This is a genomic window from Roseibium sp. HPY-6 (assembly GCF_040530035.1).
GTDB lineage: Bacteria > Pseudomonadota > Alphaproteobacteria > Rhizobiales > Stappiaceae > Roseibium.
The window spans coordinates 2139670-2153331 of the sequence record NZ_JBEWCD010000001.1; the positions used below are offsets into that span (position 1 = coordinate 2139670).

The 13662-nt window shown below is 57.1% G+C and carries 11 protein-coding genes; 8 read left to right on the forward strand and 3 right to left on the reverse strand.

Translation table 11 applies throughout. The annotated features are described in order from the left end of the window. Positions 1–105: 105 nt before the first annotated feature. Positions 106–1473 (reverse strand): ABC transporter substrate-binding protein, encoded by a 1368-nt coding sequence (locus tag ABVF61_RS09915; protein WP_353993349.1) that lies wholly within the window; start codon positions 1471–1473, stop codon positions 106–108. Between the two features lie 249 nt (positions 1474–1722). Between ABVF61_RS09915 and ABVF61_RS09920 the strand changes: the two genes are divergently transcribed. Beyond that, positions 1723–2760 (forward strand): LacI family DNA-binding transcriptional regulator, encoded by a 1038-nt coding sequence (locus ABVF61_RS09920; RefSeq protein WP_353993350.1) that lies wholly within the window; start codon positions 1723–1725, stop codon positions 2758–2760. A 46-nt stretch (positions 2761–2806) separates the two neighbouring features. On the opposite strand, the gene ABVF61_RS09925 is transcribed toward ABVF61_RS09920, so the two are convergent. Beyond that, a complete protein-coding gene (locus tag ABVF61_RS09925) occupies positions 2807–3478 on the reverse strand; it encodes a GntR family transcriptional regulator (RefSeq protein ID WP_353993351.1) in 672 nt (223 codons plus the stop codon). A 761-nt stretch (positions 3479–4239) separates the two neighbouring features. On the opposite strand from ABVF61_RS09925, the gene ABVF61_RS09930 reads away from it, so the two are divergent. From ABVF61_RS09930 to ABVF61_RS09950, 5 genes are all read left to right on the forward strand, one after another. Beyond that, positions 4240–5844 carry a TolC family outer membrane protein gene (locus tag ABVF61_RS09930; protein WP_353993352.1) on the forward strand — a complete coding sequence of 535 codons (1605 nt, stop codon included), beginning with the start codon at positions 4240–4242 and terminating at the stop codon, positions 5842–5844. 118 nt (positions 5845–5962) lie between these two features. After that, complete coding sequence (locus ABVF61_RS09935; protein WP_353993353.1) at positions 5963–6910, forward strand: 2-hydroxyacid dehydrogenase; 948 nt, start codon at positions 5963–5965, stop codon at positions 6908–6910. A gap of 82 nt (positions 6911–6992) precedes the next feature. Further along, positions 6993–7811: a sugar phosphate isomerase/epimerase family protein gene (locus ABVF61_RS09940; protein ID WP_353993354.1), complete on the forward strand. Its 819-nt coding sequence runs from the start codon at positions 6993–6995 to the stop codon at positions 7809–7811. 142 nt (positions 7812–7953) lie between these two features. Further along, a complete protein-coding gene (locus tag ABVF61_RS09945) occupies positions 7954–8670 on the forward strand; it encodes a cytochrome c biogenesis CcdA family protein (RefSeq protein ID WP_353993355.1) in 717 nt (238 codons plus the stop codon). Positions 8671–8691: 21 nt separating this feature from the next. Further along, positions 8692–9114: a thioredoxin family protein gene (locus ABVF61_RS09950; RefSeq protein WP_353993356.1), complete on the forward strand. Its 423-nt coding sequence runs from the start codon at positions 8692–8694 to the stop codon at positions 9112–9114. A gap of 62 nt (positions 9115–9176) precedes the next feature. Here the strand turns inward: ABVF61_RS09950 and gnd are convergent, their stop codons facing one another. Then, positions 9177–10601, reverse strand: a complete 1425-nt coding sequence (gene gnd / locus ABVF61_RS09955; RefSeq protein ID WP_353993357.1) for an NADP-dependent phosphogluconate dehydrogenase — start codon at positions 10599–10601, stop codon at positions 9177–9179. Positions 10602–10860: 259 nt separating this feature from the next. Here gnd and ABVF61_RS09960 point away from each other — a divergent pair, with 259 nt between their 5' ends. Beyond that, positions 10861–11841, forward strand: coding sequence for an ABC transporter substrate-binding protein (locus ABVF61_RS09960; RefSeq protein ID WP_353993358.1), 981 nt, complete (start codon positions 10861–10863; stop codon positions 11839–11841). A gap of 77 nt (positions 11842–11918) precedes the next feature. Then, positions 11919–13619 (forward strand): ABC transporter permease, encoded by a 1701-nt coding sequence (locus ABVF61_RS09965; protein ID WP_353993359.1) that lies wholly within the window; start codon positions 11919–11921, stop codon positions 13617–13619. The last annotated feature ends 43 nt before the right edge of the window (positions 13620–13662 follow it).

Below are 13662 nucleotides of genomic sequence, written 5' to 3' on the forward strand. Positions count from 1 at the left end.
CGGCATGTCCGGGCGAAACCTGTCTTGGGGAAAAAGGAGCGTTAAGTGCGCTTTCGTATCAGTCGACAGTGGCCGGACCTGTTGCAGGGCCCGGCCACTGCAAGATCACTTGAGAGCGTCCCAGCTTTTCTGGATCTCACCGGCAACCGCCGTGGCGTCCTTGCCACCGGTGTAATCAACCATGCCGGTCCAGAATGTGCCTGCACCGACGCCGCCCGGCATCAGGTCGGACCCGTCAAAGCGGAAAGTGGTGGCATTGACGAGAATTTCGCCCTGACCGCGCAACGTGTCGTTCAGATAAGCTTCCGGATTGACACCCTTGTGCGGCGTCAGGAAGCCGGTCTGGGCCATCATGACTTCGTGTGACAGCGGCAACTGGAAGAACTTCATCAGCTCGGTCGTAGCGTCAGATGGCTTCGTGACCGCCATCAGTGTGCCGCCACCAAGAACCGGATTGCCGAGATCCTTGCCGGCATAGGCAGGTAGATAGAAGAAATCGACATCGGCACCGAACTCGACCCCGTCGGGGAAGAAGGCCGGCACAAAGGAAGCCTGACGGTGCAGATAGCATTGCGGCGGTGAAGAGAAGAGGCCTTTGGGGCTGTCGCGGAAGTCAGTCGATGCGACGGCATCAGCACCGCCGGCAACCTTGTCGTCGTCCCGTGCGAACCAGCCGAACTCCTCGATGGCGGCAACAACCCGCTCGTCGTCGAACGGAATTTCGTTGGTCACCCACTGGTCATAGACGTCTGCCGGCTGTGTCCGCAGCATCATGTCCTCGACCCAGTCGGTCGCCGGCCACCCTGTGGCAGCGCCCGAACCCAGACCGATGCACCAAGGTGTTTCGCCATCGGCAACGATCTGTTCTGTCAGCGCCTTGAGATCTTCCATCGATTCCGGCACTTCGTATCCGGCATCTTCAAAGTTCTCGGGAACGTACCAGACGAGGCTTTTCACATTGACGTTGTAGAAGAAGCCGAAGAGCTGATCGTTGCCGTCGGCATCCTTATAGGTTCCAAGATTGACCCAGCTGTCACCGGCGCCATAGTTGTCGCCAACCCAGCTTGCCATGCCTTCCGGCAGCGGCTGCAACAGGCCGCGCGAGGCCATATCGGAGGCAAGGCCAGGCTGCGGGAAGACAGCAATGTTCGGAGCCGCACCGGCTTCCGCATCAATGACGATCTGCTGTTCGAAAGAGTCGGATCCGGTGTAGATGACCTCTGCCCCGGTGGCTTCGGTGAAATAGGCAAGAACGTTGCGGAAGTACCCGTCTTCAGGCTGCAGCCAGGGGCCGGCAATCGTAACCGTCTGACCTTTCAGATCAGGCGCGCTTTCAGCCCAGGCATTGTAGCTGTCCCAATTGAAGGGCCCTTCACCCGGAGCAAATTTCAGGTCCGCTGCACTCGCGCCGCCAAAACCCAGCGATACGCTTAGCGCCAAGCCTGCAGCGCAGGCCATCAAACGTGATTTCATGTCAGTCCTCCCAGATTGTCCCTTTGGTGGGACATTCCCTTTAAAGTGGCACACCTCACCCACCGGCAGCAATACCGAGGCTCCTCCTCCGTGCAGCAAACCAACCGGAACTCGGCATCCAAACCGCTTTGGATTTGATCCTAAAGATGTCTGTACACTTCGCTCTTGTCAAGCGAACAACACACGATTTAATGTTGCATTTCAATAACAGCCTGATGGGAGGTCGCTTTCAAAGCGTTTTGGGCCAGCATGAGCAAGGGTGTAAATCTCAAGGAATTATCAAATCGGCTGAATCTTTCACAGACGACAGTCAGCCGGGCCTTGAACGGATATCCCGAAGTCAGCGCCGAGACCCGCCGCCGGGTTGCCGAAATGGCCGATAAGCTCGGCTATGCTCCCAACAGTCAGGCAAGGCGTCTGGCGACCGGACGCTCCATGGCCATCGGACATGTCATCCCCAGATCCATCCACGAGATGATGAACCCGATCTTCCTGGAATTCATTGCCGGAGCAGGAGAAACATATTCAAAACACGGCTACGACATGATCATATCCGTGGTTGAGGATGATCACGAAGAGGACGCCTATCGGCAGATTGCAACACGGAAGAAAGCCGATGGTGTGATCATTCACGGACCGGCGGCTAACGAAAAACGTCACGAATTGTTAAAGGCAATCAACCTGCCCTTCGTGGTGCATGGCAGGATACCGGGCGCTGAACAGGAAACATCCTGGATCGACATGAACAATCGCCGCGCCTTTGAAAGGGCGACGAACCTGCTTTTGGACCTCGGGCACAAACGAATTGCGCTTCTCAACGGGCTCGAACACATGGACTTTGCCCGCCGCCGACGCAAGGGCTTCGAAGATGCGCTTGCCGCCCGCGGCCTTGAACCGGACACCGCCATCATGTGCAGTTCGGACATGACCGAGCCCTATGGCTGCGACAATGCGATGGAAATGCTGAAATCCGACCAACCGCCGACAGCATTCTTGGTATCGTCGATGATTTCCGCGATTGGGGTTGCCCGCGCAATCGGTCAATGCGGTCTGGAGACCGGCAAGGATGTTTCGATCATCACGCATGACGATGCCCTGTCGTTCCTGCCCAACAGCGGTGAAGTGCCGATCTTTACATGCACCCGTTCTTCCGTGAGGTATGCCGGCCAAAGGGCTGCGGAGCTGCTTCTCGACATTGTTGCCGATCCAAAGCGGCCACCTTCATCGCTCCATCTAGATGCCGAACTTATCGTGGGCCAGTCGACAGGGCCGGCTCCGGGCCGCTAACGTCAACGCCCACGCCGCCTTCAGAAAACAGCAGCAAGTCCAAGGCCTAAACCTGTGAAAGGCCACTGGTCTGCAACAGCGTCTTCATGGTCTTCAGCCCGCTCAAACGATGCTGCCGTGCGCATTCGAACGCGGTCACATCATCGCCCCGTGCGATGGCTTCGACGATTTTCCGGTGATCATCCACGTTGGCAGCAGGTGCCTTGTTCAGGCGCAGCAACACCGTATTGGCACGGTAGATCTGATCGAGGAACCCGGCGATTTCGGCTTCCAGGCGGACATTGCCGCAGAGCCCTGCAAGCAGCCTGTGAAACGTGTCATCCAGATTTGCCCAGGCCCCGATATCACTGGAGGCGAGCGCTGAACCGCTTTCCGAAAGCACGCGGCCGATATCATCCAGGTGCAAGTCTTCTGTCTCAACGCGAGCGGCCGCGCCGGCGGCAAGCGACTCGAGCGCCGCCAGGATTTCGAAAATCTCGCAAATGTCTTTTCGCGATATGGCGACCACACGGGCGCCGCGCCTCGGCACAAGATCGACTAGGCCCTCCGCTTCAAGGCGTATGAGCGCCTCCCGGACCGGCGTTCTGCTCATTCCCAAACGGTTGGCGATGTCCGGTTCCGGCGCCTGGTAGCCGGGCGGCAAAACACCCTGAAGAATCTCGTTTTTGAGCCGACCATAGGCGCTGTCGACCTGTGTAAATTTGATTTTCGCTAACATTGCCCGAGGCTTTCAGCACCTAATGACAGAAATCACATAAGCATTGGCCGGACTGCGTAACTGCGACGGCCGGGTGGGTATGTTTTGCAAAAAAATCAATTCAGCATTGATAATAATAACGATAAAATTTTATGAAAAACTGAGTGTTTTCGAAAAAGTCTTCGAGGGCGCGTTACCGCTTCAGGTCCTACGCATTGAAAAATAAGGGAAAATTGATTACAGCTTTGACAACTTCACCGTAAAAAGTACTTATCTTTTTTCTGAAAAAATCATCAATTCGTGCCGTTTGGTACAAGGGCGAGTGGTTCGGTTTTTTACACTTTTGCCGACGCAGTGCATTTTCGGAAACAGAGCAGCAGAACGCGACATTGCATTTTGCAATCCTCCTTTGGAATGAGCGAATAGAGTAGTGCTGAAACTCGACGCCTGTAGAAATCGAACAACATCGAGAGCTCAGAGCGACCATCCCATCGGATTTGATTGAATAAATCGCCTCAAGACAGATATCCAAATAGAATTAATCGGTAGTTTTATTTCGTAAAAATCAACAAGAACCCATTTTTATATCATCTTAAAATAAAAACTGAAAATTTATACTTAGAATAATTCAGAAGAATTGGAAAAATAAAACTTAATTCAATCATGGGTATTTTTAACGCGGGCGAATTTACATGAATTTCACTAGCAATTCCGGCACCGAAATTACGATTGGTTAACCATGTAAATTTACTTTTGCAGCAGATAACAAAAATGGCGCTGCAATGACACTCTTCTTCGACCCTCAGGAGCTATTGCGAGGGATCAGGATCTGCCCGGCAATTTCGCTTGCCGGACTGTCTCTGGTCGTGCTGTGTCTCACAGCAACCTTTGCTGTTGCTCAAACTCTTGAAGAAGCCATGTCCTCCGCGTATGCGGTCAATCCGCGTCTGAAAGCAGAAAGGTCGCGCTATCAGGCGACGAACCAAGGCGTATGGACGGCACGTTCAGAGTTTCTTCCGACGGTCACGGGATCTTATCTCGCAGAACAAAATGCCTACAACTTGGAGAGTACCAACTCTCGCGACCAAGAGTTTAGCCACGAACTTAACCTTACGGTCTCTCAAACACTCTTTCAGGGCCTGGCCGGAGTGAACCGGCTGAACCAGGCCCATGAGGAAGCCGCCGCGGGACGCAGCCAGCTGATCAGTGTTGAACAGACATTGATGCTCAACACGGCCGACGCCTATCTGCGTGTTGTTCACGACCGGGAAATACTAAGCCGCCTCAAGGCTTATACCGCGGTCGTCCAGCGGGAAGTGAATGCGGCCCGTGTGCGATATAGGTCCGGTGATGCGACCAGAACTGATATCGAGCAGGCTCTTGCCCGCTTGGCGGAGGCGCAGGGCAACGGCGATCAGGCTGTTGGTGACCTTGAAGCCTCAGAAGCCCTGTTCGAACGGCTCACGGGTCAAAAGCCCGGCAAACTCGGATGGCCGGCCGTTCCGAAGTCGATCCTTCCTTCGGACGAAGACGATGCCATTTCCATTGCTTTGCAAAGCAACCCCTCGATCCGGGCTGCGACGGCAGATGCACGTGCGGCCAGGTATGCCGCGAGGGCGTCCGTTGGCGACATGCTGCCGCGCGTTGCTCTCGAAAGTGCGTGGGAGAACGGCTACCAGGACGACCTGTCTGACCAAAGCGACGAAGAATTTCGGCTCGGTCTGCGTGTCACGGCGCCCTTGTTCACCGGCGGACGCAACGTCGCTGCGGTCCGGCGTGCGAAATTCACCGCCGCGCAGGAAGAGTACGAGCTGGATGACACCCAGCAGATCATCCGGGAAAACGTCATCAGGGCGATGAGGCAACGCAGCGCATCCCAGCGACGCGCGAAGGCAGAAAAACGTGCAATCGCGGCCAATAGACGGGCGGTCAAAGGCCTCCAGGTCGAGTTCGACAGCGGCCAGAGGTCCCTGCTCGATGTGTTGGACGGCGAACGGGAACTTCTTTTGAGTCAGGTCGACTTCGTGCGCGCACGATACGACGCCCGGATCGCCGATTTCTTTCTGCTGGCCAACATTGGCCGCCTCGCGCCACGGCATTTTTCCATCATCGAGGATCGGCCTGCGCCGGTTGCACGTATCGTGCCGGAGTTTAACTCCTGGGATTTGAGGCTGGCTCCAACCGAAAACGATACGGATCAGTCGGACCTCGCAAGCCCCACGGAAACCGCACCTCTCGGCTATCAGGCAAACCCTAAAAAGTCGATCAACTGGGTCGATTGGCCTTATCGGACCGGGGGTCAAGACAATCCGGACACGGCTGAACCCGATAACAGAACGCGGAAACTCTGGCGCTCACTTGCCACGCTTGGCTTGCACCAGTTCTAGGGGAATAAAGCAGCCCTGCTTGTATGGGCCGCATTTCGTGCCATAAGTCTCCCTATACCTTTCCAACCTCGCCCGAGAGGCCGATTGCGCCTGCCAGGCCTTCAGGAGACACTTCACTATGAAGCCGGTGATTCCATTCGTGCCAGAAGCAAACTCCCATGAAAAGGACGTCTGGCAGAGGGACCTCGCCAATGCGCTGGAAGCATTTGCTGTCGTCAAACATGTCAGCGACCTCACGGACAGGGAGCGCTCTGGCGCCAAAGTAGCCATCGTCGCTAATCCGGACCCGGCGGATGTCGCCGCTCTACCTAATCTGGTCTGGGTTCAGAGCTTGTGGGCCGGTGTCGAACGGCTCATGACAGAGTTACCGCCCGACGGCCCACGCATCGTTCGCCTCGCCGACCCGCAGATGGCCGAAACAATGTCAGAAGCGGTTCTGGCCTGGACACTTTATCTCCATCGGGACATGCCGCGCTACAGGATGCAGCAGCGGCAGGCAGTCTGGCAGGAACACTTCCTGAAAACGCCCGCCGAACGCACGGTTGGCGTGCTGGGGCTTGGAAAACTCGGAAGCGCGTCGGCCCAGCGCCTGAGTGCCAACGGGTTCACGGTCCTTGGTTGGAGCCGAAGCGAAAAAGACCTGGCTGGCATCAAGTGCTTCGGCGGGCCTCAAGGATTGATCCCTGTTCTTGAGCAATCCGACATCCTGGTTGTTTTGACACCCCTGACCGCAGAGACCCGCGGCATGCTGGGCGCGGCTGAGTTCGAATACTGCAAGAAGAACGCAGCTCTGATCAATTTTGCCCGCGGGCCCATCATCGACGTCGATGCCCTGCGCGCCGCACTTGATCGGGATCAGCTGTCGCACGCCGTTCTGGACGTGTTCGACGAAGAACCGCTCCCTCCGGAGAGCCCCCTTTGGCAGCATGACAAGATCACCGTCCTGCCGCATATTTCTGCGCCGACAATCACCAGCACCGCCTCGAAAATCGTTGCCGACCACATTCGCCAATTCCTCACAGAAGGGACAATACCGGACCACGTCGACCGAAACCGTGGATACTGATTGCTCCTGAGACCTGCGTCGCAATAATGTCAAGGAACCCGCCTTATCAAGCACTGGCATTTTCTCAATCAGCAGGTATCTCATGTCAGACCTTCCGATCCTTGGCGCTGCGCTCACCGTCAACGCACTTGAAACCCATCGCAAGCTCATGCTTGAGAAGCCGAGGGATCTGGAGCTCCAGGACTTTAGTGCCGGCGAGGTCCTGAACGGTGACTGGATGCCGCTTGTTGAGCGGGCGAAAACCCTCTTGGAAGGCCATGAAGGCCGCGTCGGAATTCATGGCCCCTTCTGGGGCTTTGCCATCGACACGGTCGATGTGGATGTCCGCGAAGTCGTCAGAAAACGCCTGCTTCAGGGGCTTGACGTCTGCGAGGCGCTTGGCGGCACGCATATGGTCGTCCATAGCCCCTACTCGACCTGGGATCACAACAATCTCGACAATTACGAAAACGCCCGTGCGCGCAAGATCGAGCTCTGTCACCTGACCATGAAGGATGCGGTCAGGCGAGCTGAGGCAATCGGCTGCGAACTGGTGCTTGAGAATATCGAAGACAAGGACCCGCACGCACGTATCGAGCTGGCGGAAAGCTTCGCCTCCCAGTCGGTAAAGGTTTCAATCGATACCGGGCACGCACACTACGCGCATGGATCAACGGGAGCACCACCCGTCGACTATTACGTCAAAGCTGCCGGCAACACCCTGCGCCACATTCACCTTCAGGATGCGGACGGCTATGCCGACCGTCACTGGGTCCTGGGAGAGGGCACGATCAACTGGCACTCGGTCTTCGGTGCACTGTCAAAACTCGAGAGTGAGCCGCGTCTCATTATCGAACTCCGCGATCATTCGGGGCTGCCTGCATCGATCGCGAATATGGCCGCGCTTGGTTTGGCGCAATAAAGCAAACGTACTTGCATCGTTTGTCACCCACAATTTTGTGATGAGGGTTTAGAGGACAGTTAAGGCCGCTTTGCCTAACTAATGCGCCAGAGATCTGTAATTGTTGATATGACCCTGGTCCTGGCAAAGGTGCATTGACGACATGCTCGAACTTCCGCTGGCGTATCTTGCCGGCCTGTTGACGCTGATAAACCCGTGCGTGCTGCCGGTCCTGCCGATTGTGCTTGCCTCCGCTCTCAATGCGGACAGGCGTGCGCCGCTTGCCCTTGCCGCGGGAATGAGCCTTTCCTTCGTGACATTCGGCATGCTGGTGTCGACATTTGGCTACGCAATCGGTTTGACCGAAGACGTGATGGCGAAGGCTGGGGCGTCACTCATGATTGTGTTCGGCCTTGTGCTGCTGGTTCCGGCGTTCAATCAGCGGTTCGAACTTGCTGCCGCCGGTCTGGCAGGGTCTGCAGACCAGAAGCTGCAAAACACGGATACGAACGGCCTGCGGGGCCAGTTTCTGGGTGGCGCGTTGCTTGGGGCCGTTTGGTCTCCCTGTATCGGTCCGACACTTGGGGGCGCCATCGCGCTTGCCTCGCAAGGGGAAAGCCTGCTTTGGGCTGCACTGATCATGTGTTTTTTCGCGCTCGGCGTTTCGACGCTGATTGTCGGGCTCGGTCTTGGGGCGGGAGAAACCCTGCGCCGGAGGACCGACAAACTTCGCGGTATCGCGGAGAAATCCAAACCCATCATGGGATTCGTATTCATCACGGTAGGCGTGTTGCTCCTCTTGAACGTGCACCACATGTTTGATGCATGGGCCATGAGTGTCATGCCGATCTGGCTTCAGGATCTATCAGTCCGGTTCTGATCGTATCGGGAAAGGAAAACTATGAATCGCCGTCACTTTCTCTTAACAACAGCGGGCGCTGCCCTCGCCACAGCCACTCTGTCGGCTCCGGCATTCGCCGGTTCGATGGTCGACTACACACCCGGCCTTATTCAAAAGCATCTCGCCAGTGGCAAGATCGTTTTCGTGGACTATTCCGCATCATGGTGCGGAACCTGCGCGCGTCAGGAGCGTGTCATCACCGCGCTCAGGCAAGCAAACCCGGCCTATGACGAGGCAATCGTGTTCGTACGCGTCGACTGGGACGACTACCGGCGCCATGAAGTCACCACGTCACGCCAGATCCCGCGTCGGTCCACGTTGCTTGTCTTGAAAGGCAACAAGGAACTCGGCCGACTGGTTGCAGGCACCGGGGAACAGCAGATCAAGGCCCTGATGGACGCAGGACTGCAGGCTGCCAGCTGACAAAACCAGGCTTTTCAAAATACAAAATGGCCTCCGCAGCACCCTGCGGAGGCCATTTTGTTTTAGCCCATGGCCCAAGGACCGTGAAAACCGCCACCGTCCTTGTCGGTTCTTTCAAACCCGTGCGCTCCGAAGAAATCGCGTTGCCCCTGAAGCATGTTCGCTGTCGAGCGCGCCGTGCGCATTATGTCGAAATAGGACAGCGCTGCCGAAAGGGCCGGCACCGGCAGACCGTGAAGCGCTGCCTGCGCAACGACCTGACGCAGGCTGCCTTCGGTCTCTTTCAGTTTTGCCGAGAAAAATGGCGCCAGCATCAGATTACGTGCGTCATCATCGGCAAGCGCTGACGACATATCGTTGAGCATTGCAGACCGGATAATGCAGCCGTTCCGCCAGATCTTGGCAATCTTCGGCAGTGGCATTGCCCAACCGTATTGTTTTGCTGCCTCCAGAATAAGATCGAAACCCTGCGCATAACAGACGATCTTTCCCGCAACCAGCGCAGCTTCAAGGGCATTGATGCGGACCAGGCTGCGGTCCATGGGCTGCGGAGCTGCACCGAAGGCCGTTTCGCCCGTCTTTCGCTCATCGAGCCGGGACGACATGTTGCGCACGGCGACAGCAGCTTCAATTGTGCTTGCCGGCGTGCCAAGCATCAGCGCTTCGATGGCTGTCCAGCGGCCGGTGCCCTTCTGCCCTGCCCGGTCCAGAATGATGTCGAGCATCGGCGCACCGCTCTCCGGATCGGCGGTCTTGGCGACTTTGCTCGAGATTTCGATCAGATAGGACTGCAGAATGCCACCATTCCAGTCTTCGAACACGGCGCCGATTTCTTGCGCGGACATTCCGAAACCGTCCCGCATGACGCCGTACACTTCCGCGATCATTTGCATATCGGCATACTCAATGCCGTTGTGAACGGTTTTCACGAGATGCCCGGCACCCGCCTCTCCCAGATGAGCCGCGCAGGGTTCGCCTTCATATTTTGCGGAGATGGCTTCCAGAATGTGGCCGACCTGGCCCCAGGCGTCATTCGCGCCGCCGCCCATGATCGATGGGCCAAAACGTGCGCCCTCTTCACCACCGGATACGCCGATTCCCAGGAAGCGCGGGCCTTTTTCATCGGCTTCTTTGGCGCGGCGGTTAGTGTCGTGATAGTTGGCGTTGCCCGCATCGATAATCAGGTCCTGCGGATCGAGCAGAGGACGCAGGGCTTCAATCTGCGCGTCGACCGCCTCACCGGCCGGTACCATCAGGATGACCGCACGCGGCGTCTTGATAGAGGCAACAAAGTCTGCAAGCGTTTTCGACGGCACAAGTTTCGCGGAAAGATCCCCGGCCTTTGTTATGAACTGATCGGTCTTTTCCGTCGTCCGGTTGTAAACTGCGATCTGAAATCCGTTTTCAGCAATATTCAGAGCAAGGTTCCCGCCCATTGTGCCCAGGCCGATCAGGCCGATTTCCGCTACAGCACCGTGTGAACTCATAAAGGGAGCCTTTCTCAAATCGATTTATTGTCCGGTCCCGCGGTGATAGCCGACCTGTCCCGCCTGGGCAATGCCCGCAGACCACGAGATACGGCACGGGCAGCATTTGTTCGCCGTGCGCGCGCTAACCCTGAGCTTTCAAATCGAAAATTTCCGTTCGGCAGCAATAATACCAAGTGTTCGAAAAATACTGTCACATAAGCCTGCTAACCACAGTCCACTCGCGCTCTCGCGCAATTCTGCTCAAAGGATTTGTCTGATGAAGAATGTACTGATTGCTGCCGGCTTCCTTGTCGCGGCGTCCACCGCCGCTTATGCCGACGACGTGGCTGGAAAGCTCGTGCTTTATACCTCCCAGCCGAATGCGGATGCCCAGGCAACGGTTGACGCGTTCACCGCAAAACATCCCGGTGTGGACGTCGAGTGGGTTCGTGACGGCACCACGAAGATGATGGCGAAACTGCGCGCGGAATTCGAGGCAGGAGCACCCAAGCCGGACGTTCTTCTGATCGCCGACATGGTGACCATGGAAGGACTGAAGCAGGAAGGCCGTCTGATGGCACACGAAGGTGCCGATGTCTCCGCCTATGACCCGGCCATCATGGATGACGACAAGACCTACTTCTCCACCAAGCTGATCACCAGCGGCATCGTCTACAACACGAACGCCCCGATGAAGCCGTCTTCCTACAAGGATCTCCTGAAGGAAGAAGCCAAGGACAAACTGGCCATGCCGTCTCCATTGACCTCCGGCGCCGCGACGATCCACATGGCGGCGCTGACATCAAACCCGGATCTGGGCTGGGCCTATTATGAGGGTCTGGCGGATCAGGGCGCGAACCCGAAAGGCGGCAATGGCGGCACGTACAAGGCCATCGCAGGCGGTGAAAAACTCTACGGCTTCGTCGTCGATTTCCTGCCGATCCGTGAAAAACTGAAGGGTGCACCGGTCGAATTCGTTTTCCCGGAAGAAGGCGTCTCGGCCGTGACCGAACCGGTTGCAATCCTGTCCACGGCTCAAAACCCTGATGCCGCCAAGGCGTTCGTGGACTTTCTGATTTCCGAAGAAGGTCAAAAGCTTGCCTCCTCTCAAGGCTACCTGCCGGCTCACCCTGCGGTCGCAGCTCCTAAAGGGTTTCCGGCGCGCGACGCCATCAAGCTGATGGATTTCGATCCTGTCAATGCGCTTGAGCAGGACCAGGCCAATAAGCTAAAGTTCACCGAGATCTTCGGCGGCTAACAAAAATCTCGCTTGGGCGGCATCGGTGCGCTTTTCGCTGACGCCGCCCATCCTTCAATCGACACCATTCGGGCTAAGTGCACGCGTCCTCAACCTCAGAAAAAACAACTCTTGTCGCGCTGGTTGTCGGTGCAACGGCCATTTGCGGTCTGCCGCTTCTTTTGCTTTTCAAGACGGGCCTTACCACCGATAGCGGGATTGACCTCGGCCCGCTGATTGAAGCCGTCCAAAGCCGTTCCGTTCAGCGCGCGCTCTGGAATTCGATCGAAAGCAGCGTTTACTCTGCACTCGCCGCAACACTCCTTGGAACCGCGCTCGCATTGCTTGTCGGCCTGACCGACATCCGCGCAAAGGGCATTCTGGTTTTCCTGCTGCTCTTGCCGATGATGATACCGCCCCACGTGACCGCGATCGCCTGGATCCAGGCACTGGGACCGGCAAGCCCCATCCTGCGCTGGCTCGGAATCGCACCGGAACTCGGCTCAACCCATCCGCTTTATTCGCGCGAAGGGCTCGTTCTCCTTCTGACCTTGCAACACAGTCCGCTCGTCTTTCTGCTTGTGCGCGCAGCGCTCAGGTCGTTCCCGCGGGAGCTTTCGGATGCAGCCAGAATATCCGGCGCGGGCACCTGGACGCTTTTGCGCAGGATTACGCTGCCGCTTCTCGGTCCCTCGCTCCTGGCAGGCTTCGCGCTTGCCTTTGTAGCCGCGCTCGGCAATTTCGGAATCAATGCGCTGATCGGGATCCCTGCACGCTACACCACGTTGCCTGTTCTGGTATGGCGGCGCTTGGCAAGCTTCGGACCGGACATTCTACCGAATGTCGCCGTGATTTCCGTCATTCTCGCCGTCGTCGCTCTGGCTGCAATCCTCCTTCAAAGCCTTCTTCAGCGACGCATGCGCTCCAGCCTAATTGGCCTTCCTCAGGATCCGCTGGCGATTTCACTCGGGCGCAAGCGGCCCTTTGTTGAAGCGATAGTGTGGGTGTTTGTCGCCGGAGTTCTGCTTTTGCCGGCCGCATCCCTCCTGGCGACATCGCTTGTCAAAACCTATGGATTGCCGCTCTCGGGCGAGACGCTGACACTGGAGAACTTCACCGAGGTTCTGTGGCGCCAAAGCGTAACCCTGAGGGCTTTTGCCAATTCGACTTTCATCGCTGGGTTCGCCGCCCTGCTCATCGCAGCCGCCAGCCTCTTTCTCGGATATTTTCTCGCGCACAGGCACAGGACTAACAGACGGATAGCTGCTTTTGTTTTCGGCCAGTCGGAGATCGCCTTCGCCGTGCCGGGACTTGTCATGTCGATCGCATTCATTCTGGCCTTCATCCGGCCTCTGCCGGTTCTCAACGTCTCGCTCTACGGCACCTTGTGGATCATTCTGATCGCCTATGTCTCCGTATTCCTGGCTGTCGGTCTGAAGCCCGTCGCTGCTGCGTTTCTTCAGATGGACGGCGCGCTTGAAGACGCCGCACGCGTCTCCGGCGCCGGTTTCTTCCGCCGCATGCGCCGCATCTTTGCACCGCTTGCAGCACCGTCGGCTGCATCTGGCGCCATTCTCGTTTTCCTGACGGCCTATAACGAAGTCACGGTCTCGGCGCTGTTGTGGTCGACCGGCAACGAAACGATCGGGACAACGATTTTCAACTACGAGGACGGCGGCTACACAACCCTTGCCGCTGCGATGTCCGTCGTCGTCGTGGCCGCGACCATGGTCATCATGCTGGCCATGAACTTTCTTGCTCGGCATGTCCCGGCCGGAACAATCCCCTGGAGAAATTGAAGCGCGCGGGCACCAAGGCGGGACATACGATTGGATCTATCTC